Source organism: Mycoplana ramosa (assembly GCF_041930185.1).
Taxonomy (GTDB): Bacteria; Pseudomonadota; Alphaproteobacteria; order Rhizobiales; family Rhizobiaceae; genus Mycoplana; species Mycoplana ramosa.
In genome coordinates this window covers 202,063-224,842 of record NZ_JBHEEW010000002.1, presented here as the reverse complement: position 1 = coordinate 224,842, position 22,780 = coordinate 202,063, and the positions used below count along the sequence as shown (strand labels likewise).

The 22,780-nt window shown below is 61.5% G+C and carries 23 protein-coding genes; 8 read left to right on the top strand and 15 right to left on the bottom strand.

Going from position 1 to position 22,780, the window contains the following annotated elements:
• Positions 1–191: 191 nt before the first annotated feature.
• The 12 genes from JNC62_RS03610 to JNC62_RS03555 all read right to left on the bottom strand — a co-directional run bounded on the left by JNC62_RS03610 (position 192) and on the right by JNC62_RS03555 (position 13,536).
• On the bottom strand, positions 192–1,736 hold the full coding sequence (locus JNC62_RS03610) for a sulfatase-like hydrolase/transferase (RefSeq protein WP_374836035.1): 1,545 nt from the start codon (positions 1,734–1,736) through the stop codon (positions 192–194).
• The gene (locus JNC62_RS03605) at positions 1,720–2,757 is read right to left on the bottom strand and encodes an ABC transporter ATP-binding protein (protein WP_374836034.1); all 1,038 of its coding nucleotides are present in this window, start codon (positions 2,755–2,757) and stop codon (positions 1,720–1,722) included. Before JNC62_RS03605 ends, JNC62_RS03610 begins: the two co-directional genes overlap by 17 nt.
• Complete coding sequence (locus tag JNC62_RS03600) at positions 2,754–3,575, bottom strand: ABC transporter permease (RefSeq protein WP_374836032.1); 822 nt, start codon at positions 3,573–3,575, stop codon at positions 2,754–2,756. Before JNC62_RS03600 ends, JNC62_RS03605 begins: the two co-directional genes overlap by 4 nt.
• Positions 3,566–4,471, bottom strand: a complete 906-nt coding sequence (locus JNC62_RS03595; protein ID WP_374836030.1) for an ABC transporter permease subunit — start codon at positions 4,469–4,471, stop codon at positions 3,566–3,568. The genes JNC62_RS03600 and JNC62_RS03595 overlap by 10 nt, the downstream gene beginning before the upstream one ends.
• 4 nt (positions 4,472–4,475) lie before the next feature.
• Entirely contained in the window at positions 4,476–5,576 is a 1,101-nt protein-coding gene (locus JNC62_RS03590) for an extracellular solute-binding protein (RefSeq protein WP_374836029.1), read from the bottom strand.
• Positions 5,577–5,620: 44 nt separating this feature from the next.
• Positions 5,621–6,424 (bottom strand): phosphonoacetaldehyde hydrolase, encoded by an 804-nt coding sequence (gene phnX / locus JNC62_RS03585; protein WP_374836027.1) that lies wholly within the window; start codon positions 6,422–6,424, stop codon positions 5,621–5,623.
• Positions 6,421–7,575, bottom strand: a complete 1,155-nt coding sequence (locus JNC62_RS03580) for a TIGR03364 family FAD-dependent oxidoreductase (protein ID WP_374836025.1) — start codon at positions 7,573–7,575, stop codon at positions 6,421–6,423. Before JNC62_RS03580 ends, phnX begins: the two co-directional genes overlap by 4 nt.
• Positions 7,576–7,658: 83 nt before the next feature.
• Positions 7,659–8,543, bottom strand: coding sequence for a LysR family transcriptional regulator (locus JNC62_RS03575; protein ID WP_374836023.1), 885 nt, complete (start codon positions 8,541–8,543; stop codon positions 7,659–7,661).
• Between the two features lie 340 nt (positions 8,544–8,883).
• Positions 8,884–10,191, bottom strand: a complete 1,308-nt coding sequence (locus JNC62_RS03570) for an NRAMP family divalent metal transporter (RefSeq protein ID WP_374836021.1) — start codon at positions 10,189–10,191, stop codon at positions 8,884–8,886.
• 339 nt (positions 10,192–10,530) lie between these two features.
• Positions 10,531–11,418 carry a hypothetical protein gene (locus JNC62_RS03565; RefSeq protein WP_374836019.1) on the bottom strand — a complete coding sequence of 296 codons (888 nt, stop codon included), beginning with the start codon at positions 11,416–11,418 and terminating at the stop codon, positions 10,531–10,533.
• A gap of 223 nt (positions 11,419–11,641) precedes the next feature.
• The gene (locus tag JNC62_RS03560; RefSeq protein WP_374836017.1) at positions 11,642–12,004 is read right to left on the bottom strand and encodes a response regulator; all 363 of its coding nucleotides are present in this window, start codon (positions 12,002–12,004) and stop codon (positions 11,642–11,644) included.
• A complete protein-coding gene (locus tag JNC62_RS03555) occupies positions 12,001–13,536 on the bottom strand; it encodes a sensor histidine kinase (RefSeq protein ID WP_374836015.1) in 1,536 nt (511 codons plus the stop codon). Before JNC62_RS03555 ends, JNC62_RS03560 begins: the two co-directional genes overlap by 4 nt.
• Positions 13,537–14,011: 475 nt before the next feature.
• Here JNC62_RS03555 and JNC62_RS03550 point away from each other — a divergent pair, with 475 nt between their 5' ends.
• Positions 14,012–14,509 carry a YciE/YciF ferroxidase family protein gene (locus JNC62_RS03550; RefSeq protein WP_374836013.1) on the top strand — a complete coding sequence of 166 codons (498 nt, stop codon included), beginning with the start codon at positions 14,012–14,014 and terminating at the stop codon, positions 14,507–14,509.
• A 56-nt stretch (positions 14,510–14,565) separates the two neighbouring features.
• Entirely contained in the window at positions 14,566–14,850 is a 285-nt protein-coding gene (locus tag JNC62_RS03545; RefSeq protein WP_374836011.1) for a hypothetical protein, read from the top strand.
• A 31-nt stretch (positions 14,851–14,881) separates the two neighbouring features.
• On the opposite strand, the gene JNC62_RS03540 is transcribed toward JNC62_RS03545, so the two are convergent.
• On the bottom strand, positions 14,882–15,844 hold the full coding sequence (locus JNC62_RS03540) for a hydrogen peroxide-inducible genes activator (RefSeq protein ID WP_374836009.1): 963 nt from the start codon (positions 15,842–15,844) through the stop codon (positions 14,882–14,884).
• 100 nt (positions 15,845–15,944) lie between these two features.
• Here JNC62_RS03540 and JNC62_RS03535 point away from each other — a divergent pair, with 100 nt between their 5' ends.
• Positions 15,945–16,184 carry a YdcH family protein gene (locus tag JNC62_RS03535; RefSeq protein ID WP_374836007.1) on the top strand — a complete coding sequence of 80 codons (240 nt, stop codon included), beginning with the start codon at positions 15,945–15,947 and terminating at the stop codon, positions 16,182–16,184.
• Positions 16,185–16,384: 200 nt separating this feature from the next.
• The gene (locus JNC62_RS03530) at positions 16,385–17,389 is read left to right on the top strand and encodes a TerC family protein (protein WP_374836005.1); all 1,005 of its coding nucleotides are present in this window, start codon (positions 16,385–16,387) and stop codon (positions 17,387–17,389) included.
• 39 nt (positions 17,390–17,428) lie between these two features.
• Here JNC62_RS03530 and JNC62_RS03525 read toward each other — a convergent pair whose 3' ends face one another.
• The gene (locus JNC62_RS03525; protein WP_374836004.1) at positions 17,429–17,875 is read right to left on the bottom strand and encodes a BLUF domain-containing protein; all 447 of its coding nucleotides are present in this window, start codon (positions 17,873–17,875) and stop codon (positions 17,429–17,431) included.
• On the bottom strand, positions 17,868–19,490 hold the full coding sequence (locus JNC62_RS03520; RefSeq protein ID WP_374836002.1) for a putative bifunctional diguanylate cyclase/phosphodiesterase: 1,623 nt from the start codon (positions 19,488–19,490) through the stop codon (positions 17,868–17,870). The genes JNC62_RS03525 and JNC62_RS03520 overlap by 8 nt, the downstream gene beginning before the upstream one ends.
• A gap of 476 nt (positions 19,491–19,966) precedes the next feature.
• Between JNC62_RS03520 and JNC62_RS03515 the strand changes: the two genes are divergently transcribed.
• The 4 genes from JNC62_RS03515 (at position 19,967) to JNC62_RS03500 (ending at position 22,776) form a co-directional block, all read left to right on the top strand.
• Complete coding sequence (locus tag JNC62_RS03515) at positions 19,967–20,437, top strand: DUF3833 family protein (protein ID WP_374836000.1); 471 nt, start codon at positions 19,967–19,969, stop codon at positions 20,435–20,437.
• Positions 20,438–20,500: 63 nt separating this feature from the next.
• Positions 20,501–20,899 (top strand): hypothetical protein, encoded by a 399-nt coding sequence (locus JNC62_RS03510; RefSeq protein WP_374835998.1) that lies wholly within the window; start codon positions 20,501–20,503, stop codon positions 20,897–20,899.
• Entirely contained in the window at positions 20,900–22,324 is a 1,425-nt protein-coding gene (locus JNC62_RS03505) for an MFS transporter (RefSeq protein WP_374835996.1), read from the top strand.
• The gene (locus tag JNC62_RS03500) at positions 22,324–22,776 is read left to right on the top strand and encodes a TspO/MBR family protein (protein ID WP_374835994.1); all 453 of its coding nucleotides are present in this window, start codon (positions 22,324–22,326) and stop codon (positions 22,774–22,776) included. The genes JNC62_RS03505 and JNC62_RS03500 overlap by 1 nt, the downstream gene beginning before the upstream one ends.
• Positions 22,777–22,780: the final 4 nt, after the last annotated feature.

Here is a 22,780-nt window from a genome sequence, read left to right as displayed (position 1 = left end):
CTAGGCTTCCCCCTGGCAATCCAGGGGGAAGCCTACACGCTTTGCGACGGCTTTGCTGAGCAAGGGCGAGGCCTTCCCCCGTCAGGACGTCACCAACCGCCGAGTCACCAAGGATTACAGGGCCGATGTGAATGGTGCAGCAGGCCTTTTTGCCACGGGTGACCGTGGGACGGCGTTGATTTTTTCGAAGGTCAAGACAGATTGTAGACGCCCGGTTCGCCCGTACGGCTGCCGAAGAGTTCGGTGCCGATGGCCTGGAGACAGGCGAGCTCGTTGTTTTCATGCGCGAGCCGCAGGTTCAGAAGTCTCTCCACCCCCTCGTTCCGGAGCGCTTTTCCCGCCGTATCATCGGCCAGATTGATTGCCTCGTGTGGGTCTTCCCTGAGATCGTAGACCACGGGCGGCAGATGGGTGAAATGGACATACTTCAACCGCTCCGTCCGCACGACCTGAAGATTGCATTGCGCCGAAGTGAGACCGAGTCGGGTTTCCATGTCCTGTGTGGCAAGGTTGCGGAAATCATGGCTCCAATGGACCGCATCGCGCAGCTCTGTGCGCTCGCCGCGCATCAGCGGAACGAGGCTGGCGCCGTCGAGGTTGACGTCATTCTGCAGCCCGAGCAACTCGACCAGCGTGGGGAAGATGTCGATGGACTGGGTAAAGCGGCCAATGCGCCGGCCTCCGGCAATGCCGGGGCAGCGAATCATCAGCGGGACATGCGCAGACCCATCGTACCAGCCGAGCTTGCCCAGAAGTCCGTGATCGAAAAGCTGCTCGCCATGGTCGCCGGAGAGGATGAAGATGGTGTTTTCCCACAGGCCCTGCGCCTTCAGCTGTGCGATGATCCGGCCGATATGGTGGTCTGCTTCGGCCGCCAGCGCTGCATAGGCATGCCGAATGGTGCGGACGACGTGATCGGACGCCAGATGGGGCGCTCCGCTGATGCCGGGAGCAAACCCTGCGAGATCCAGCGTCTCGCGGTAGACGTCCAGCAGTGGATGGCCGGGCTGGTTATGGCCCGTCGCCACCGGCATCGGATCCGATGCCGGATCGATGCGGTCGAGCCATTCCCGCGCCGCCGCAAAGGGCGGGTGAGGGGCAATGAAGGAAGCATGCAGAAAAAAGGGTTTCTGCCCCTGTGTCCTGACATGACCGATGATCCGGTCGGCCAGAAAGGCGGTTTCGCTGTCTTCCGCGGAAAAGACGGTCGGCGCGCCGAAGGCCGCCAGTTCGAATACACCGTCACGCCCGCGCGAGGGATCGGGGATATCGATGCCCTTGGCCAGAAGCCGGGCGATCCACGGGCGCGCATCCTCGTCCAGCAGGCAGCCGACCTCCAGCCCGGGTGCCACGCCCGCATAATTGCCGCGGGCGGGATCGAGGGGCGAGAGGCGGCGCGGATCGGGTGTGGTGTCGGTATAGCCGAACAGTATCGGGGAATAACCCGCCGCCCGGGCCGCCTGGAAGATTGTACGGTGACGTGCGTCCAGTGGCGTTCCGTTCTGGACCGATCGGTGCTTGTGGGCATAGAGGCCGGTCAGAAGGCTCGCACGCGCCGGGCCGCAAGGATAGGCCTGGCAATAGTGACGATCGAAACAGGTGGCCTCTGCGGCAAGGGCATCGAGATTGGGCGTCGAGAGCCAGCTACCGCCGCCCGGGATCAGATCGCCCCGCCACTGGTCCACGGTGACAAAAACCACATTGGGCAGCCGGGGGGCATCAGGCGGAAAAGACATGGGCATCCTCGGGTCTGAAATTGACATTGATCCGGTCACCAGCGCGCAGGTCCCGCAAGTCGCGGCTTGCCCCGTCAAGGCGCAGCCTTAGGTCGCCGGCCGGCGACTCTGCAATCAGGTTCAACCGTGTAACTGGCCCCTGATAAAGTCGGGTCTCGATCCTTGCCTCAAGACCCTCGCCCGGCGCGCAGACCCGCAGGTCTTCCGACCGTACCCACAGCGTGACGGCCGTCGAATCCTGCGCTGGGCGATAGAAAAAATTCCCTAGCCGCAATGCGCCTGCCTCCGGGCGCAGTTCGATACGGTTACGGGTGCCGATGAAGGAGGCGGAAAATTCGGTCGCGGGCGAATCGTAGAGTTCCTCCGGGCTGGCGGCCTGTTCAATCCGGCCAGCCTGCATGATTACCACGCGGTCGGCAATGGCAAGGGCTTCGGCCTGATCGTGGGTTACGAGGATCGCGGTGGTGCCGACGTTGCGCTGGATCCTGGCGATCTCGTCGCGCAAGTGGGTGCGCACCTGGGCATCGAGCGCCGAGAGCGGTTCATCGAGCAACAGCACATCAGGCTTGGGCGCGAGGGCCCGCGCCAGTGCGGTCCGCTGTTGCTGGCCGCCGGACAACTGGTTGGGATGAAAATCGGCACGCTCCGTCAGGCCGGTCATCACGAGCAGTTCCTCGACCCGGTGTCGGATCGCGGCGGCCGGGGTTTTGGCGACCTTCAGCGGGAAGGCGATATTCTCCCGTACGCTCATGTTCGGGAAGAGCGAGTAGCCCTGGAACACCATGCCGATGCGGCGCTGCTGCACCGGCAGCGCGGTGACGTCCTTCGATCCGAAAAGAAGTCTGCCGCCGTCTGGCGTTCCAAGGCCTGCAATGATGCGAAGCAGCGTCGTCTTGCCACAGCCCGAGCTGCCGAGCAGCGCGATCATCTCGCCCTGGGCGATTTCGAGGTCGATGCCGCGCAAGGCTGGCTTGTCGTTGAAGCTCTTGGTGATGCCTTGGATGGATATCGGCGTGCTCATTTTTCAATCTCTCCGCCAGTCATGGCGTTGCCGTTCAGCCAGATCACGATGGTCGAGAGGATCAGCGTCACCACGAAATTGATGACCGTCATCACGGCAAGCAGGTTGTAGTTGGCATCCGCACCCTTGAGCATATTCAGCAGGTAGAGCTGGACCGTCTCGAAGCGGGTACCGATCAGCATTTGGGCAAGAGCCACTTCATTGAACGACGTGCCGAAGGCCATGATCAGGGCGGTCGCAATGCCCGGCGTGATGTTGGGAAGGATGACATCGCTCATCACCGCCACGGGGCCGGCGCCGCAAGTGCGGGCCGCCTCGCTCAGGAGATCCACCCTCGCGGCCGCCATGGAGTTGTCGAGCGACCAGTAGACGAAGGGGAAGGCGATCGCGATATGGGCAGCAAACAGAAGCCCGATCGAACCCTGGATCGCTGGCAGATAGTCGCCGGAAAACTGTAGCAGACCAAGAGCGATCACCAGGATCGGCAGCGTCAACGGCACTGCGGCGAGCACCTGCAACACAAGGCGCAGCTGCGGCGTGCGTATTCTCTGCCAATAGATCGCCGGCAGAGCCAGCGCGACCGTCGCGGCCGCGACCGCAATGCCAAGCAACATCGAGCGGCTCAGCACGGCCATGAAGCGGTCGTTGCGTGCTGCCTCGTTCCAATGGGCAGCGGTGTAACCCTCGGGCAGAGGGTTGGTCGTCCAGCTGGTCGCGATGGAGTAGAGCAGCGTCGCCAGCATCGGCAGCAGGATATACACCGCCACGATGACGAGGAGCGCGAGGCTGCTCCAGCCGGTTTTTGGCTTCACAGCCATTTGGCGCCCCGTTTGAGAAGGATACGATAGAGAACAAGCGACAGTGCCGCAAAGATCATCAGGATCACTGCCATGACCGGCATGCGCTGGCTGCCGAACAGCGAGCCAAGCATTGTGCGGCTCATATCGAGCGTGATCAGCGGATAGATCGGCCGGCCTTCGGCCGCAAGCGCGACGGGCAGGCCGTAGAGGCTCATCGCCGCTGTAAATGTCAGGATCCAGCCCGCGGCAATGTAGGGCAGCAGCATGGGCAAGGCGATGCTGATCCAGAAGCGCAGGCGTCCGGCGCCGCAGCACTGGCACGCATCCCACCACTCGGGGCGGATGGAGCGCATCGCCGGCAAGGTCATCAGGACGAACATCGGAACGAAGCCGTATTCATAGGCGATAACGAATCCCCAGAAGCTGCTGCCTGCCGGCGGATTGAACGTCAGGCCGCCCGCACGCAGCATCAGCGTGATCATGCCATAGGCGCCGATGGCCGCGGTAAAGCCGAAGGCAAGGCCGATGCCCGAGAAGTTCTGCGCCACCGTGAGGATGCCGAGATTGAACGCGCGCCCGCGGCGCCCGAGCCGTGTCATGGTCCAGGTCAGGGGAGTACCGACGATCACGGCGATCGTGGCCACTACGGCACATAGTTGGAGGCTGTTGAGAATCTGGACCTGCGCCGATTTGCTGGAGAAGACGGCTGTCCAGTTCGACAGGGTGAAACCCGTACCGGTCGCCTCGGCAAAGCTTGCCCGGGTCAGCACCAGGCAGGGCAGGATCAGCGTGGCCGAGCAGACGATGATGATCGGAAGCGCTGGTCCCCAGGCCAAGGCCAGCCGCCGCAGGGCAAGAACGGGGGCAAAAAGCCCCCGTTCGGCCACGATTCCGGAAGAAGCGGTGGCCGTCATCGGCTCAGCCGCCCGTCACTTCTTCGACCCAGTAGCGCGCCAGCTGCGCGACGTCGATCGACGCCCAGTCCTTCACCTGGATCACATCGGCATATTGCTCGTCCGGCAGCCAGCCTGCGCGGGCCTCGGCCGGCAGGTCGAGATCTCCGAGCACCCAGCGGATCGGGCGGGCGCCAAACTTCGCAAATGCAGTCTGCGCTTCGTCGGACAGAACGAAATCGAGGAACAGCTTGGCGATGTTCATCTTCTCGACGTTGTAACCGTTGATCATCACGGCGGACGGCGCATAGATCGTGCCCTTGGGGATGACAACTTCGCAGTTGATGCCCTTCTCCCGCAGCGCGTTTGCCTGGGCGATGCAATTGAAGTCGTATTTCAACTGGATCGGCACTTCGCCGCGTTCCATGGTCAGCGCGCTGGACGCACCGGCGGCCATCTGCGGGAGCAGTTTGCGGGCATACTCGGCGCCCGGCGCCATGTTGGCTTCCGAGCCGCCATAGGCATAGGCCCAGGCGAGGAACAGGGCCATCTGCGTACCGCCCATACCCGACGCATCGACGGCGCTGACAAGCCCGGTATATTCCGGCTTCAGAAGGTCATCCCAGCTGCGCGGCACGTTCTTGACGACATCGGTGTTGACGATCATCGCGGGCACGCCGGCGAAGGTTGCGACCCAGCCGCCCTTCTTGGCCTTCAGGCCCGCGGGAAGCTTGGCGGCATTGGGCGGCATGTAGGGCGGGATCACGCCTTTCGACTCGGCGACAGGGCCAAAGAGAATGCCGATATCGCCCGAGATCCCGACCGGATTACCGCGCTCTGCCTCGAACTTTAGGATCTCTTCCATCGAAGACATGTCGGTGTCGATATGTTCGGAGGTGTAGCCGTATTTCTTGGCCATCAGCTGCAGAACTTCGCCGTAGTTGGCCCAGTTGTCAGGCATGCCGTACGAGGTATAGACCTTTGCCTCGGCTCGGGCAGCTTCAATATCCGGAGCTGCAGCCCAGTCGGTGCCGGCCGCCAGAACCGCGCGCGGCAGGATCGCTGTGCCGCAGGCAAGAGCGGCAAGGCCCATAACGCCACGACGGGTCATCATCAGATTTGACATAGATATTTCTCCAGGGTGAAGAGTAAGAGCGAAGGTGATTTGGATCAGGGGCGGTCGCCTGCAGCGATACGGTGATCGATGTCCGCCAGCACGGCGGGCAGGTCGGCCACGCTGTCGATGGTGTAGTGGGCGCCTGCCGCACGAAGTTTCTCTGCCGCCGCGAACCGGGCAGCCGCGCGCTCCTCCTCGGAAAGGGCTGCAAGTTCCTGCCGCGAGAGGCCGGTTTCATTGCCGCTGAGCGTAAGACCCACGGCCCAGGCGCCACCATTGCGTCCCTCTTCGATGCCGACAGGCGTATCGTCGACCTTGACGCAAAGATGAGCGGCCGTGGTGCCGAGCGCGACGTAGTTGCGGAACATGCCTGCAGCTGAGGGACGGCCTGCGGAAAGCTCGTCGCTGCAGAACAGCACATCGGTCTCCACACCCTGAAGACCGGCTGCGGGCAGCACGCGTTCCATGATTTCGCGGATATAGCCCGTCGTTGAACCAATCTTCACACCCTCAGCACGAAGGCCCCTGAGCACGGCATCGGCGCCGGGAATGATGTCGGCGTGACGCGCGGCGGTTTCGATGTTGAGCGGCAGGAAAACCTCGTAAATCGCGTCGATCGCACGATCGTCGGGTAGGCTTTTCTGTGCGGCCAGCCAGGCTGCCGACACCCGAGGCAAGGCGAAGATCGCAGCAATGTGGTCCCGCTTTGCCCGCCCCATCGGGCCGCGCGCCTCATCGAGCGTAATCGCCACGTCGAAACGCGCAAAAGCCTCGACGAATGCCCCCATCGGAGCGCGCGAGCCGAAATCAACCAGCGTACCTGCCCAGTCAAAAATCACGGCTTCGATATGGGTCATTTCAGTGCCTCGTAAACATCTGCTGTGGGGCTGAAGAGATCGGCGACGACCTGCTCACCGAGTGCGAAGCCGGTGGAAGCGCCGGTGCCGCCGGTAACCATGACAAGCCGAATGTTGGCCGCAGGGCGCTCGACCAGAATGGTGCGCGAAGAGCTCGAAGGGTAGCTGCCACACCAACGCTCGGTCACATGGCGACCAGGCAGGTCCAGCACGTCGTCGAAACTCTGAACGATGAGTTCGTCGAATTCGGCCCGGGCAAACGGTTCGGCCTGCGGACCGTAGACATGGCTGTCGCCAACGACCAGCGAACCATCTGCCGATTGCACGGCAATCAGGTGAATGCCGGCGGCGCGCATGGCGGGCGTCTCGGCGTTGAGACGGTCAATCAGCGGCCTGGCTGCCTCGAGTTCGGCAAACCCTTCATAGCGCGCAAGGGAGTGGTCCGACATGACCGGTGCCTGCAATCGCGGCATGCCGGGGGCGGCGATACGCAACATCTGCAATGTGCACTTGGTCAGTTCGTTGCGACCAATAATCTCAGGAAAAAGCGTCGTGAAATCGTCGCCGGGACAGACCACGACGGCGTCCGCGCGGATCAGGCCGTCACGGGTCACCACACCCTTGTCTGTGACTTCAAGCGCGGAAGTCTGCCAGAAGAAACGCACCCCTTGCGTTTCGGCCAGCCACGCGGCGAGCTGCGGCAGCGCCTCACGGCTTTCGACACGAAGCTCGTGGGGCGAAAACATCACCGCGGTCAGCCCATCCATGCGCAGGGCGGGGATCAGAGCCTTCGCCTCATCCTTCGTGATGAGCCGGCATTCGGCACCCATATCGGTTTGCAGGAACGCGTGCTCGACTTCTGCTGCTTCGGGACGATAGGCCGGCATGACAAGGCCGGCCTGCAATACACCGATCCCGGCCTGGGGTGCCACTTCGGCCCAAATGTCACGCGTGCGCCGGGCCCGGGCCCAATGAGCGCCCGCCTTCTGTCCTGTGACCGTCACGAAGCCAAAATTCCGGATCGATGCGCCATTTGCGCGCGCGTCTCGGTCGACAACCGCCACGGACTTTCCCGCCCGTACCCCGGCAAGTGCAGCGCCGAGACCGACGATACCCGCACCGATGACTATTAAATCGAAACCCTGATCCATCTGCCGTTACCGCATCTGTCGTGAACGGCGGTATAGACTCGGGTTGTATCATTTTTATGAAACGAAAATTTCATAGCTAAAGGTTATATATTTGCCAAAAATTGCACGCTTTGCGCGATATGGATGAAATCAGCGACCTGAGGGCGAAGCTCCGCGCCCTTCAGGCATAGAAGATAATGTCCGATCTCTGCGCCTTCCGCCGCGAGCCCTGCGGTGACGATATGTGTATCAGGCGCGATTTCGCCTTCGACAGCCACGCCCAGGCCTATCCCGGCAGCAACGGCGGCATAGGCCACATCGAGTGTATTGACCTCTAGCGCAGTTTTCGGTGCGACGCCCGCAGCCGCGCAGATCGCCGAAAACTGGCGGCGCGATCCCGAATTTTGATTCCAGAGGACCATGGGCAGGCCGTCCAGATCTGCAATCCCAATCTGCTGCTCCTGCAGAAGTGGGTGCTCCGGCCGGCCATATAGAATCAGCCGGCGGCGCGCGAGTTCGACGGCATGAAAGCCTTGCGGCGGGGCAGGCAAGGAAACCGAGGCAAGATGCAGTTCCCCGCGCTTGAGCGCCGCAAGCAGTTCGAATGTCGGAGCACCCTGCGTATTCACCGAGACTGCGGGGTGGCGTGTAACGAATTCCGAAAGCGCCGGCATGATCAGACGATGGGCCGAAAAGCCCAAATGCAACGTTTTCGCCTCTCTCGAAGATTGAGAGGCGAGGTCCTGCTCGATCTCCTCCAGAAGACTGATCAGCAGTCGAATGCGTCCGAGAACGGAATGTGCCTCGGGATGCACCGAGATAGAGTAGCCATCGCGCACGAAGAAGCGGATATTCCACGTCGTCTCGAATGTTTGAATCTGGTGGGATATCGAGGGCTGCGAAACGCCCAAGCTTTGCGCCGCGCGAGAAATCTGTCCCTCCCGCGCAACTGCATCCACTGCGCGCAGTTGGGCAAGGGTTATGGTCATCGGGGCGCTCCGTTTGTGGTTGGGAACATGTCTATTCCAATGCAGCCCGACACGGCAAATTCCCGGAAAGGGCGATGTCACCGGGGGTGCGTCTCTAGACGCGTTTAGATCTGGGGTCGCCGATGTCAACCGACGATGCATTCAATCCATGGCCTGCACGCGGTGAACTGCATAGCGAGAGGGGATCGTTTTGGGCAAGGCGGGACGAAGGGTTGCGCATCGCAGGGAACATGAGATTCCCGCTCGGTCGTCTCGTCATGGGCGCGTGGCGACTTGCCTGCGCCACGCGTTGCTGACCAGCGCCCGCGCCGATCTCACAAGGCCGCTGGCCGGACGGCCCTCAGAATACGGCCATGCCTGCGACCGCGGCTGCCATCGCAGCCGTTGCCATCCACCCTCCGATCTTCATCAGCGGAGGCGCTGTGAATTCTTTCATCACCGATCGTTTGCCGACGACGGCCATCATCGCCACCATGATCGGAACCGCAACGCACCCGTTAATCACCGCGCTCCAAAAAAGCGCCGAAATCGGATCGATCCCGGTGAACTCGATTGCCAGGCCGAGGCAGACCGCTGCGCTGATCACGCCGTAGAAGCCCGTTGCTTCCCACGGCTTGTTTTCCAGGCCACATTTCCATCCCTGGCTCTCGCCGAATGCGTAAGCCGCAGATCCGGCAAGCACGGGAATCGAAAGCAGGCCGGTACCGACGATACCCACGCTGAACAAGGCGAATGCGAAATCGCCGGCGACGGGCCTCAATGCTTCCGCGACATCGGCCGCACTTCCGACCTCCGTCCTGCCGCTGGCGTGCAGAGTGGCGGCGGTGCTCATAATGATCGCTATGGCGACGATATTCGAAACGGCCATGCCGATGAAGGTGTCCCAACGTATGCGCTGCAGTTCAGGCTTTGCTTGATGGGGAGCCTCTTTCAGCGGCTCCGCTTCGGCGCTTGACTCGATTTCCTCCACCTCCTGGCTGGACTGCCAAAAGAACAGGTAAGGACTGATGGTCGTGCCGAAGATTGCGACGATCATGGTGAAGCTGTTGCCTCCGAGGGAAAATTCGGGCCAGACGAAACCCTTCAGGGCAGCCGACCAGTCGATCTCGACGACGAACAGCACCGCCACGTAAGACAGCAGCACAAAGGTCAGCCATTTCAAATAGCGCGAATATGATTCGTATGAGAACCCCATCTGGAGGACCAGCGAAAGCACGGCGAAGACCACCGTCGCCACCTTGCTCGAAAGGCCGCTCACCATTTCTCCGGCCGCACCCATCGCGGCCAGGTTTGCTCCGATGTTGATCGTATTTGCGATGAACAGAAGTCCGACCAGCGGCAGCACAACGCTCTTCGGCCAGATCCGACCGATGTTGCTCGCCAGGCCGGCTCCGGTGACGCGTCCGATCCTGGCGCTGACCAGCTGGACCGCGGTCATCAGCGGATAGGTGAACACCATCGTCCACAGCATGTTGAAGCCGAACTGCGCGCCAGCCTGGGAGTAGGTCGCGATACCACTTGGGTCATCGTCGGCTGCGCCTGTAACAAGGCCGGGCCCGAGTTGGCGGAACACGGCCGCGTTCCGAAAGCGGCTATATCTGTTTTGAGCGACCGGCGCTGCGATGTGTGAATCAGACGGGTTTGTCATTCGGTGGCCTCCACGGCAAACGTTCAAGGTTTGCTCCGTGCTCCGCGGCCAGGCGAAGCGAGGTCTTCGTTTCGGTGCTGAGCCGTCGGTCGTCCCATTAGCCGTCGCTGCCCTAGACGGCCGTCGCGCCAGCCGCCATCAGCGGGTGAGGGGGCTGAACGAGACGGTGTCAGTCAGGGACGACGACGGCCTACTTTGGGTCAACCGAAGTGCTGGCATCGGTAACGGGAGACCGGCGACGTAGACCAGACCGCCGCGGCGATCATTGCCGAGACAATCAGACTGCCAAGATCGCGAACCGCCCAGGCGGGGCTTCACAAGATGCACGCCGACTTGGCGCTAGGGCTTCTTCAGCAGGTCCGGCTCCTCATCTCGTTGACTGCCGCCGAGTGCGCCGCTGACGGCAGCGATGAAGGCGCCTACCATGAGCGAGAGGGCACCAAGCAGTGCGACCGTGGCAGCTGTCTTGCGGGCGTCATCCGCCACCTGCCGCGCTTTGGCTTTTGCATCTTCAGCCTGTTTCAAGACGGCATCGATGCGCGCCTTTGCTTCTGCCTCGCTTGCTCCGGTGCGAGCCGCAATAAGCCTCTCCAGGTAGCTCCTGTCGTCGGCCGGCAAGCCGCCGGCAACCGCCGCATTCGAAAGGATCCTGGTCACTTCCCCTGCAGCAGAAGGAACCTGGCCTTGAGGCGGACTTGCCGGGTTGGTGGGCCGCAACAGCGCATCGGAGACATACTGATTGATGTCGTTTGCATTTTCCCCGGTTGCAACTGCCGTGGCTCCCGCCGCACCGGCAACTGCACCTGCCACACCGGTCAGGCCGCGCGCTACGGATGTCGCGGCAGAGCCTAAGAGCGCCACCACCAACAGGGTCGCTATCGCCCACGCCAGCAGGCCATGGGCTGTGTCGCGAAAATAGATCTCATCGGTGTGCACGCCGACCCACTTTGTCCGCAAACGGCCCGCCAGGTATCCTCCCAGGGCTGCAGACAGCCACTGCACGACCACCAGCCAGATGGCACCGGTCGTAGAGAGTGTTTCAGCGGATGCACTTTCTGCTGTCCAGGGAGAAACCATCGTCAACCCCAGGCCCGAACCAACCAGGAGTAAGACAAGCGTCACGGCAGCGGCCGTGACCGCTCCGCCCAATACCGCTGCCCAACTCACCGCTGAGCTGGCCGATTCAACGGGCGTCACGTTGTCGCCCTTCGCTGCAAAGGTCGCCATTGTCTCCTCCTATCTCATGAACAAAAGGAGCAGGATAACGATCGGCAGCGGAATCCCGAGCAGCCATAGCAAAATACCTCGGCCCATTTCATACCTCCCGCCAGAGCGCTCTGGTCGTCTGGAGCCCAAGATGAACCGGAGAAACTAGGCAGGCGACTGTTTGTTCCGGGAAGGCTGCGAGCCGCGGACATGGCCTGGATGCCGAAGATCGATGCGGGGTTCGTTATCCCAGCAGCTTGCGCACGACCTCCACCAGCTCGGCTGGATCAAACGGCTTTGAAAGGACGGGCGCGTTTCCGGGGAGCTCAGTGATGGCTTGCGCTCCGTAGCCACTCAGCACAAGAAATGGAATGGCCCTTTGCGAAGCCACCTCTGCGACGGGCTTTGCGCTTGTCCCGTTAAGGTTCATGTCGAGCACAACGGCGTCCACACGCTCCGTTTGCAGGGTCTCCAGCGCTCTTTGCACACCGGTGATGGGTCCGATCACTTCGCCCCCGGCCTCAACCAGGGCATCCTCGATCGACATTGCGATCAGCGCCTCGTCTTCGACCACGAGAATGCGACGGCCTGCCAGAAGCACAGTCACATCTTGGCTCCCTTGTCCTTGGGGCCGCCGAGTTGCGGATCGTCGTCGACCAGGTCCATCTTGATCGTGCAGATGACACCAGTCGGCTCAAACCTGAGGTCCGCAGGATAACCCAGTTCATAGGCCAATGCCCGGTTCAGGACGCGAATTCCGAACCCTTGCCGAGAAGGGGCGACCGCCGGAGGGCCACCACGCTCTTCCCACCGAAGGGTGCAGCCGCCGTTGCACTCCCAGGAAAGCATGATCCGGCCTTCGGGTCGCGATAGTGCTCCGTATTTGATCGCATTGGTCAGCAGTTCATTGAATGCCATTGCCAGCGCCAGGGCTTGCTTCGGGCTTATGCGAATCGACGGGCCCTCCAAGTCCGCTCGGCCGTCTTCGATCCATGCCTTCAAGACCGCACGGGCAATGTCGCCCAACTGCACAGCCTGCCAAGCCTCGCGGGTCAACAGATCGTGTGCCTCGGCGAGCGCAAGGAGCCTGCTGGTGAAGGCCTTTGCAAATGTCTTTGGCGTGTCGGCATTCTTCAATGTCTGCTCGGCAAGCGACTGCACGGTCGCAAGCGTATTCTTCACACGGTGATTAAGCTCGCCGATCAACAATTGCTGACGCCGCTCGGCTCTGCGTTCCTCCGTGCGATCCCGGAAGATCTTCAGATATCGGTCCGGACTGCTGGCCTCGACCGGAAGCATGACGCCCGATCCCCAAAAACGCGAACCATCTTTGCGACGGTGCCAGCGCTCGTTGGCCGCCCGACCGTCGTGAAGCGCGGACCACATTTCGCGTTCTGGCACATTGGCCGCGCGATCCTCCGCGCTAAAGAAAATTTCGCCCGACCGGCCGAGAATTTCGGTCTCACGATACCCCAGAAGCCGTTCCGCGCCGCTGTTCCAGCTTGTAATCCGTCCGGCCTCGTCAAGTGTGATGATCGCGTATTCGTTGGCGCTATCGAGGATTACCTGCAGCCTCTCCTTGCTGCGACGAAGGAGTTCTTCGGCGCGGCGGTGGGCTTCCTGGGCACGTCTGCTTTCAATGCTGAAGCCGAGTTGGCGCGCGATGGTGAGCGACAGGACGGCCTCCTCCTGGGTGAAAACATGCGGCTCGTCGCGATAGGTCATGAATTTTCCAATAACGCGGCCATTGGCGGTCAACGGAATGAATGCCAGTGCGTGAATGCCTTCTGCGTTCAGCGTTTGCTTGAGAGCGTCCGGTTCGTCCGCGGCGTCAACTTCTCCAATAAAGATCGGCACGGCATCGCAGTCGCCCTGCTTCCAGGGCGAATGGCCGGCGACCGCCTTGCGGTAAGCCTCCGAAAGGCCGCGCCACGCGACGAAGCGCATCGTGCCGGCCTGATCAAAGAGCAGAATCGAGGCGCGCTCGCAGCGCAACGCCCGGCGGATGGCGTCGAACGCGGCGTCGTACACCTCCGCCAACGAATTTGCCCGATACAGGGCGTCGGTGAACTCAAAAAGCGCCTCCAGTTCGTCGGCCTTTTTGCTTCCGACCCGAGAGCTTCGGAGATCTTGCGTCATGCCCGCCTCCGCTACGACGTCCGACGCCGCACACTCGTCGACGACGCGTCGTATCTCATCGGCCGGGTGGCGGCACGATAGCGCCGGCGTGCGCGCTATCCGTTCGCTCCCCCTCCGGCAAGGGTGGCTTAGGGTACTTGAATGCGTTGCGTACGTCTCGCAAAACTTCTCCTCCCGGCCGCCCCGGCCCCATGACCGACACCTGAACCACCGCGCGACCGGCTCCGACCGTCTGCACGAGAAGCGCTCGACAGCGATTTTCAGCGACGCGAAAGCTGGGCTGTTTGGACGTCGGTTCAGCACTTGGTTGCAGGTTGTCCAACGGCGAGTTTCTGGCGCACGCCTCGACGCGGCATCTCTGTCCCGGGATTCTTGCAATGCGGTTCGCGTCGCGGAACATTGCTCCTCCGGGCACGTTAGCCCTGAGCGTCGTAGCGTGCGCCCGCAACCTCCAACAATGAAAGAGGAGAAGGAAATGGCTATGCAGTCAAAAGACCTCAATGACCTGTTCTACGACACGCTCAGGGACATCTTCTACGCCGAGAAGCAGATTCTGAAGGCTTTGCCCAAGATGGCACGAGCCGCCCAGTCGGACGAGTTGACGGCGGCGTTTGAAAAGCATCTGGACGAGACCGAAATGCAGGTCGAGCGGCTGCAGAAGGTGTTCGAACTTCTGGACAAACCTGCCCGCGGCAAGACCTGTGAAGCGATCATCGGCCTTGTCGACGAAGGCAAAGAAGTAATGGATACGTTCAAGGGATCGCCTGCGCTCGATGCCGGCCTGATCGCCGGCGCGCAAGCTGTCGAGCACTACGAAATCAGCCGCTACGGTACGCTCGTCACCTGGGCCAAGACGCTCGGCCAGAAGGAGATCGCCGATCTTCTCGCACAGACGCTTGCCGAGGAAGAGGCCACCGACAAAAATCTTACGAAACTTGCGGTGACCTCAATCAACGCAAAGGTGGCGGCCTGATCGCCGATGTTCTCCAGGCGGTCGCTGAGAGGCGGCCGTCGAGGCGGGGATAGACAATGACCAACATACGGACGCATGGTTTTGACAGTCCTGCGCAGCTCCGCGAGCACTGGGCCGAGTTGGAGGACGACGCGCTGGAGGCGATCAGGGCAGGCGAGGCTGAACGGCAGCTTGCGAAACTCCGTCGGGAGATCGGTCTACTGCGCAGCAGGCTTGCCGAAAGGAAAACCGCCGTCTTGTCCATCGAGCGAAATATTCCCTGGCGGAGTACACCTTGGCTTTGGGCAGCGGGCGCGATGGCCGCGGCCGTGGTTGTCAGCACGTTGCTCCACCGTCGATAGCTGATCTGGGCAAGACAATTCGTTATCCCCGTTAGCTCACTTGCCCCGGCGGCGTCTGGGCGTTCGCTGTTTTCTCTCGATCTTCCTGTAGCCCCAGGGCCAGCGCGGCTCGTTGCGCTTCCTCGGCAAGCGTGTCGAAGTGGCGCCGTCGACCGCTGCTGTCGCGGAAATAAAAGCCTATGGTCCGCGTTTCCCGCCAATCTTCGAGTGTTATCAGTCGCACGTCGTCGGACTGGCGGAACTCGGCGTGAGCATAGAGTTCTGGAAAGAGGGAGCAGCCCATCCCGATCGAGATCATCTGACGGATCGCGTCAAGGCTCGTTCCTTCGTAATCATCGATCATGACTGCGCTGGAGGCCTCGGCGAGGTGACGGACGTTTTCCAGCAAGCGATTGCCGCTTCCCAGCGCAAGCAGGTGCTCGCCGCGCAGATCCTCGATGCGTGCGGTCTTCTTGGCGGCGAGCCGGTGGTCTGCGGGAACACCGAGATAGAGCCTTTCCACGCCAATTGGAATAAAGGTCAGATCGTCCATTTCGCAGGCGGGGCCGACGCCGCAGTCGAGCAGGCCTTCTATGACCGCGCTTTCGATCGCTGCCGGTCGATCCTCGACGATGTAGATCTTCAGGTCGGGATACCTCTGGTGGATTGGGAGCAGAAACGTCGGAAGGAAATACGGGCCGAAACTCGGCGGCGTGCCGAGCTTGATCAGGCCTCCGAGTGTCCGGGCGTCGCAGGCAACCGTATCAATCAGGTCATTCATCGCGGCCAGCGTGACGCGCGCGCCATGGATGAAGCGTTCACCGATGGAGGTTGTGATCACGCTCGTCGATGTGCGGTGGAACAGCTGGACGCCAAGATTGGCTTCCACCAGGCCGACTTGGACCGACAGCGTCGGCTGAGAAACGTGGCAACGCCTGGCGGCCTGTCCGAAATGGCCGCATTCGGCCACGGCAATCACGTATTCGAGCTGTCGCAGGGTTGGACGATAGGGCATGGCCGATAGTTAGGAACTAATGCGGCCATTGCAACAATCAATTGGCGCTATCGCTCGCGACGTCCCACCTCTTCGGTCATCGAAACCATGGAGGTTCCTGATGGACCAGTTCTTGAAGTCTCTTCGTCATCGCCATGCCGCCGTTCAGGAGCGCATCGAGGAGGAGCAGACACGTTCCCGACCCGATAACCTCAGATTGCAGGCTCTCAAGAGGCTGCGGCTGCGCTTTCGCGAACAGATCGAGTTCATCGAGCGGCTCAATCGAAGCGGCCAATCGGTCGCGATACCGGTAATCCGACGCCGCAGACTTGCTCCGGCGCTTGCCCGTCCCCTCGGTTGACGCAGATGCGGTCGAGCGTCCGGCCTGGCCATCGTGCCACAGCGCTTGACCGCCCCCGATGACCCTTTCCGCCGCGGCCTGCACCGTCCAGAGCCGGCCGCGGTCGTTTCGCCCACAGTCCGGGCCCCTCTGGCGAGAGACGCCGGTCCTTTCGCGATGTCGGACGCCGCATTTGATACTGGGCCGGCTGGAGAGTTCTCGTGGAATTTCCCTTTCTGTTTGCCGACTGGCTCGGCAAGCCGGTCTGGATGTGGCTCGGCTTCATCACCATCGTCATCGCGCTCTTGGTCTTCGACCTCGGCGTTCTTCACCGCGACAACCACGAGATCGAGGTTCGCGAGAGCCTGATCCTGTCATCGATGTATATCGGTCTCGGCCTTGCCTTCGGGGGCTGGGTCTGGTGGCAACTCGGGCCGGAGCCCGGGATGAACTATCTGACCGGCTTCGTGGTCGAAAAGACGTTGGCGCTCGACAATGTCTTCGTCATCGCGCTGATCTTCTCCTTCTTCGCAGTCCCGCGAAAATACCAGCACCGGGTGCTCTTCTGGGGCATCCTTGGTGTGATCATATTGCGCGCCATCATGATCGGGCTTGGTGCGACGCTTGTCTCCCAATTCTCCTGGTTGCTCTATATCTTCGCCGTCTTCCTGGTGATCACCGGAGTGAAAATGCTCTGGATCGGCGACAAGGAGCCGGACATCGGCAACAACCCGATCGTTGGCTTTCTCCGTCGCCATTTCAATGTCACCGACGAGCACCACGGCCAGAATTTTTTCGTCAAGAAGCCTGATCCGAAGACGGGCAAGCTGGTTTGGGTCATGACGCCGCTCTTCATGGCGCTGGTCATGATCGAGATCGCCGACGTCATTTTCGCGGTGGACTCGGTGCCGGCGATCTTTGCCATCACGACCGACCCGTTCGTCGTTTACACCTCGAACATCTTCGCCATTCTCGGCCTTCGCGCTCTCTATTTCGCGCTCGCCGCGATGATCCACAGGTTCCACTATCTGAAGCCGGCGCTCGCGATCGTGCTGATCTTCATCGGCTCCAAGATCTTCGTTGCCGACCTACTGGGCCTGGAGAAGTTTCCGGCAGCTCTCTCGCTCGGCATCACCTTCATGATCGTCGCGTCGGGGATCATTTGGAGCCTCGTCAAGACGCGATCACAGCCGCGAGACCTAACAGAGGACATTCCTCACCGCTGATTTTCCACCAGGCGCCGGAAGACCATCCGGCGCCTGCAGCTATTGTGCCAGGAGGGCTTCCTCTTCCAAGAGCAGCCGGTGCAGCACGGAATGGAGTTCGTCACCGTTCAAATTGCTGGGGTCGAACCCGCTTTGCAGTCCTATCGAGGTCAAGGCGCTGTCATCGCTGGGGAGAGCGCTAACCAGCGCCATCGACCATCGGGCAAAATGGCGGTGCTCGATCGGCTCCATGGCCAGAAGCGACACGTCGCCGTGACGGTCGTCCTGCTGGATCCGTTCAAAGGTTGCCTCTAAGTCTTCAAGTCGCCCTTCGAGCACCTGGCCGAAACAACCCGCATTAAAGATCAATGCACCGGTCACATCACAACGTGAATTGTTCTCGCGACTGGTCGCGAGGATTTGCTCGATCGCCGTCCTGAAATCGTTGCCATCCTTGGCGATCCGGTTCCGGCTGTAATAGACGAGCCGATAGAGTTGCTTACTCACTGCCAGTCTCCCTTTGGCGGTCCCACGAACTCAAGAATGCGTCGATGTCGATCTCGGCGATGGGCCTGCCGGTAAAATACCCCTGCACGGACGTGCATCCTTCGGCTCGCACCCGTTCCAACTGTTCTTCTGTCTCCACGCCCTCGGCGATCGTCTTCATGCCGAGACTCATGCCGAGACCGGCAACGGCTCTGAGGACAGCCTGACATTCCAGCCGGCTGTCCGCTCCGCGAATAAACGACTGGTCAATCTTGATCTTGTCGAAGGGAAATTTCTGCAGGTAGCTGAGCGAGGAATAGCCGGTCCCGAAGTCATCCATCGAAACCTGGACCCCAAGCACCTTGACGGCCTTCAGGGTGGCAAGAACTTCGTCGGTGTAATTCAGGAGTGCGCTTTCGGTGATTTCCAGCTCAAGACGATGAGCCGGCAAGCCAGAACTTCCCAGGGCGGACACGACGATTTCGCTCAGGTTGCCGCCTCTGAATTGCACAGGGGACACATTGACTGAAACCGACAGGTCGTCCGGCCAGCCGGCCGCGTCCTTACAAGCGGTTCGCAGACACCATTCGCCGATCTGGGTGATCAATCCGATCTCTTCAGCCAGCGGAATGAATTCCAGCGGCGACACCACGCCCCGTTCGGGATGGTGCCACCGGATCAGTGCCTCAAATCCGGTTACGCGGTTCCTGGCGAGATCGACCTGAGGCTGATAAACAAGCGCGAACTGCCTGAAGGCCAGCGCCCTGCGCAAATCGATTTCCAGGGCCCGCCGCCGTTGCATTCTCTCGTGCAACTCCGGGTCGAACAAGGCGTAACGGCCGCGCCCGTCGTTCTTTGCGCGATAAAGCGCGAGGTCCGCGTTCTGAAGCAGTCTCTCGGCCGTTCGCGCGTCGTTTCCCGAAAAGGCGATCCCGACGCTGACGCCGACATTCATGGAATGACCGCTGAGCAAATAAGTGCGACCGATAAGATCAACCAGCCTTTCGGCGAGTTTGATCGCTTCGGTAACGTCGCGGACATTCGTCTGGACGATGATGAATTCGTCGCCGCCCACCCGCGCGATGAGGTCGTCCTGCCGGCAAGCGCCACGCAGGCGCTTGGCAACGGCCTTGAGAAGGGCATCGCCAATCGGATGTCCCAGCGTATCGTTCACAAACTTGAAGCGGTCGAGATCCAGGGCATACACAACAATGTCGTCGCGTTGCTCCGCTGCCGCGGCCTCCAGCCTGGACAAAAGTTCCGAGCGACCACACAGGCCGGTAAGCTCGTCAAGGGGGAACAAACCTTGCTCCGGCCCCGGTTCGTCCCACGGGGTCAGGGTTACAACGACATGCTCGTTGCCTAGCGTTTCCCAGATAGCCTGGGTGCGTCCATCGCCCAACTCGATGATGCCTGTGCGTCGTATGCCGGATGCGTTCTCTGGAAACCGTCGCGCACGATAGAGCCGGTCGAAGAACATCCGTTGCGCGGCCTGATCCGGCCCTGCCAGTTGCATTGCCGGCTCGTTGGCATATTGAACGCCACCGTCATGACGAAAAGCGACGACCGGGAGGCCAAGGCGATTGCAGTCGAAAAATCGCTCCGCATCGCTTGCTGCTGCAGTTGCTTTGCTCATGGATGGGCCTCTGCTCTAAACCGTCCTGCCTGGCATCGGCTGGGCGGCAGTCTGAAACTGGACTTCACACCAAGGCGCAATGGAGTTCGTAGTCGGTACGATGACAATCCATCTGGCCAGCCAGCGAAGCCCGTCATGACGTCGACCGCCGCATCGCTCGAATGCCGGTCTGTTAGTCGACAATTGATACAAAAGGGTAAAGACCGACCCGCTCTCCGGCGGGCATGCCTGATCATCGAAGCGGGTAGCCAATCTCCGTTGATCGCAGTGCCCGCGTGGACCCGTGACGGGTAGCGACAACCCGAGCACGGCTCGTCGCGCAAGAAAGCAAAACTGGACAAGAATTGCCAAACCTGCCGTGCCGTTGCCGGTGATCCAGCCGGTACCGCGCATCGTAACAACCACCAGAGCACAAATTCTCTTGAGGTGGAGGCGATGCAATGCGCGGCGGTAAACTTGGCCTGGCAGGCTTGGCAATGACACTGTCACTTGGCCTGGCACCCGCGGCCGCAGGCGGCTTTTCGCTGGAGCGTTATTTTGCCGGACGAACAGTTGCCGTCGGCAGCTTCAGTGCCATCAATGGCGTCAAACGCGAATTCACAGTCGATCTGCGGGGCAAGTGGAACGGCAAGACGCTGACGCTGGTGGAAGACTTCGTTTACGATAACGGCGAACGCGACCGAAAGACCTGGCGCTTCGAAAAAATCGGCAAGAACCGGTATCGTGGCACACGCGAGGACGTGATCGGGGAAACCCTGGTGACGATCAGCGGCGACACGGCCCGCTTCAACTACCTGGTCGACCTCGATGCGCGCGGCAAGGGCAACCGCGTGCGCTTTTACGACACGATGAAGCTGCAGAGCGACGGCACGGTGCTCAACAAGGCGCTCGTGACCAAGTTCGGGTTCCCGGTCGCGCTGACACGTGTGGAATTCCAACGCCGCTGAGGTCCGGCAAGACCGGCCAGATCGGCAAAGCCTGAATGCTGAAACATGAAGAAGGGCTTGATCATGGCAAATGCTGCGCCAACAAGACTGTCGATGCTCGCGCTGTTCACGCTGTGCCTGACCGCGGGGGCAGCCGCTGCCGAGGAACTGGATGGCCCGAAGATCAAGAAGCTGATTGCCGGAGAAACGGTGCGGCTGAACACGCCGTTCGGCATTGCACTGCCGTTGCGGTATCGCACCGACGGCATCGTTGTCGGCGATGTCTCTGGCATCTCGGCGGCAAGAATGTTCGCGCCGAAGGAGGAGGGACGCTGGTGGATCGAGGAGAACTCGCTCTGTCAGAAGTGGCCGAGTTGGTACAACGGTCGTCAGTTCTGCTTCAAGATCAAGTGGCTGGGCGAGCGAAGGATTTCCTGGCTGCGGGATGATGGCGCCAAGGGCACGGCGCGTGTCGGCGACTAGATGGGCAAGCCGGACAAGCGCCTTTCGGAGCATGTGGTGACGCTGTTATGCTATGCGCTTCCGGCGATCCCCCTGGCCGCGGTGGCACTACCGCTCTATGTCGTCGTGCCGACCTTCTACGCCGAGAATGTCGGCCTCCCCATCGCTGCCGTCGGAACGGTTCTGCTGCTGATCCGGCTGTTTGACGCGGCAAGCGACCCCCTGATCGGCTGGCTCTGCGATCGCGTGTTCATCAGATCCGGGCGCCGGCGGACGTTTTTCCTGATTTCGGTGCCACTGACGGCCCTGGCCGCTTTCATGGTCTTCTGGCCCCCTTCAGACGCTGGTGTGGGCTATCTCGCCCTTTGGGGCGCGCTGCTCTCGGTCGGCTATACCGGGACGCTGTTGCCGTATACGGCCTGGGGCGCGGAACTGGCGACCGACTATCGCGGACGCTCGGTGGTTTCGGCCTTCCGTGAAGGGGCAACCCTGATCGGAACGCTGATTGCGGTGGTGCTGCCCTTCGCGTTCGGGCTGGACCGGATCGACGGCTTCCATGGCCTCGCGGCCGTCGCCGTCCTGACAGCCGTGCTGCTGCCCGCGGCAGGGGTGCTCGCCGTCAAGACCGTGCCGGAACCGGTCAATCGCTCGACGACCCGGCTGAGCCTGCCGGACAGCCTGCGCTTTGTTATCCGCAACGGGCCATTCGCCCGGCTCATCGTGGCGTTTCTGCTCAACAGCTTTGGCAACGCGATACCGGCGACACTGTTTCTCTACTTTGTCTCCGAACGGCTCGATGCTGCCGAACTGCGAGGGCCGCTGCTTTTCCTGTATTTCCTGTGCGGCATCCTCGGCGTTCCGCTGGCCGTCTGGCTCGCATCGAAAGCGGGCAAGCACCGCACCTGGTGCGGGGCGATGATCATCGCCTGCGCGGTTTTCGTCCTTGCCGGTTTCCTCGGTGCGGGCGACGTCGTCGCCTTCACACTAATCTGCGCGGCAACCGGCCTGCTGCTGGGTTTCGACCTCGCTTTGCCGCCCGCCATCCAGGCCGATGTGATTGACTACGACACGGCAAATTCAGGCGAACAGCGTTCGGGCCTTTATTTCGCCGCGTGGGGCCTCGCCACCAAGCTTTCGCTGGCGCTCAGCGTTGGCCTGGTTTTTCCCCTCCTTGCCTGGTCGGGTTTCGACACGGCCGGCGGCAAGGATATGCCGGAGACGGCCCTCGCTACGCTGTCCGCGCTCTATGCCTGGCTGCCCATTCTGCCCAAGGCAGCCGCCATAGCCGTCATGTGGAACTTTCCGCTCGGCGAAGAGGCGCAGCGATCGTTGCGAGCCCACATCGACGCCACCGCCGGGCACGGCAAGGCCTTCGATGAAGAACCGTGTTCGCCTACGGCCGCTGTTGCCTTCTCGCGGTCAGGCGCAGATCGAAAGGAAACCTGATGTCGAAAGCCTTTTCCCTGATCGTCTTCGTGCTGGCGGTGGTCCTGACAGGCATGCTCATCGGCTACGTCACCCTGCCGGGTGAATGGTATGCCAGTTTGAACAAGCCGTCGTTCACGCCGCCAAACTGGGTCTTTGCGCCGGTCTGGACGGCGCTCTACATTATCATCGCGATTGCCGGCTGGCGGTGCTGGGTTCGCGACCGAAACAGCACCGCGATGAAGTTGTGGTTCGTTCAGATGGCGCTGAATTTTCTCTGGTCGCCCGTGTTCTTCGGCGCACAACAACCGGGTTTGGCCTTGGTCGTGGTGGTAGCAGCATTGGCGGCCGTGCTGGCCTTCATCGCGACCGCCTGGAAGAGGGATCGCGCGGCCGCCATTCTGTTTCTGCCTTATGCGGCGTGGACCGCGTTTGCGACGGTTCTTACAGCCGTCGTGGTGGTACTGAACTGATCGG

Bases quoted from the DNA above. Each gene is read 5' to 3' on its own strand.
- JNC62_RS03610 (WP_374836035.1), bottom strand. From the start codon at position 1,736: ATGTCTTTTCCGCCTGATGCCCCCCGGCTGCCCAATGTGGTTTTTGTC.
- JNC62_RS03500 (WP_374835994.1), top strand. From the start codon at position 22,324: ATGTCGAAAGCCTTTTCCCTGATCGTCTTCGTGCTGGCGGTGGTCCTG.
- JNC62_RS03565 (WP_374836019.1), bottom strand. From the start codon at position 11,418: ATGGCGACCTTTGCAGCGAAGGGCGACAACGTGACGCCCGTTGAATCG.
- JNC62_RS03555 (WP_374836015.1), bottom strand. From the start codon at position 13,536: ATGACGCAAGATCTCCGAAGCTCTCGGGTCGGAAGCAAAAAGGCCGAC.
- JNC62_RS03575 (WP_374836023.1), bottom strand. From the start codon at position 8,543: ATGACCATAACCCTTGCCCAACTGCGCGCAGTGGATGCAGTTGCGCGG.
- JNC62_RS03515 (WP_374836000.1), top strand. From the start codon at position 19,967: ATGACACTGTCACTTGGCCTGGCACCCGCGGCCGCAGGCGGCTTTTCG.
- JNC62_RS03550 (WP_374836013.1), top strand. From the start codon at position 14,012: ATGGCTATGCAGTCAAAAGACCTCAATGACCTGTTCTACGACACGCTC.
- JNC62_RS03545 (WP_374836011.1), top strand. From the start codon at position 14,566: ATGACCAACATACGGACGCATGGTTTTGACAGTCCTGCGCAGCTCCGC.
- JNC62_RS03570 (WP_374836021.1), bottom strand. From the start codon at position 10,191: ATGACAAACCCGTCTGATTCACACATCGCAGCGCCGGTCGCTCAAAAC.
- JNC62_RS03535 (WP_374836007.1), top strand. From the start codon at position 15,945: ATGGACCAGTTCTTGAAGTCTCTTCGTCATCGCCATGCCGCCGTTCAG.
- JNC62_RS03520 (WP_374836002.1), bottom strand. From the start codon at position 19,490: ATGAGCAAAGCAACTGCAGCAGCAAGCGATGCGGAGCGATTTTTCGAC.
- JNC62_RS03505 (WP_374835996.1), top strand. From the start codon at position 20,900: ATGGGCAAGCCGGACAAGCGCCTTTCGGAGCATGTGGTGACGCTGTTA.
- JNC62_RS03590 (WP_374836029.1), bottom strand. From the start codon at position 5,576: ATGTCAAATCTGATGATGACCCGTCGTGGCGTTATGGGCCTTGCCGCT.
- JNC62_RS03595 (WP_374836030.1), bottom strand. From the start codon at position 4,471: ATGACGGCCACCGCTTCTTCCGGAATCGTGGCCGAACGGGGGCTTTTT.
- JNC62_RS03600 (WP_374836032.1), bottom strand. From the start codon at position 3,575: ATGGCTGTGAAGCCAAAAACCGGCTGGAGCAGCCTCGCGCTCCTCGTC.
- JNC62_RS03510 (WP_374835998.1), top strand. From the start codon at position 20,501: ATGGCAAATGCTGCGCCAACAAGACTGTCGATGCTCGCGCTGTTCACG.
- JNC62_RS03605 (WP_374836034.1), bottom strand. From the start codon at position 2,757: ATGAGCACGCCGATATCCATCCAAGGCATCACCAAGAGCTTCAACGAC.
- JNC62_RS03540 (WP_374836009.1), bottom strand. From the start codon at position 15,844: ATGCCCTATCGTCCAACCCTGCGACAGCTCGAATACGTGATTGCCGTG.
- JNC62_RS03580 (WP_374836025.1), bottom strand. From the start codon at position 7,575: ATGGATCAGGGTTTCGATTTAATAGTCATCGGTGCGGGTATCGTCGGT.
- phnX (WP_374836027.1), bottom strand. From the start codon at position 6,424: ATGACCCATATCGAAGCCGTGATTTTTGACTGGGCAGGTACGCTGGTT.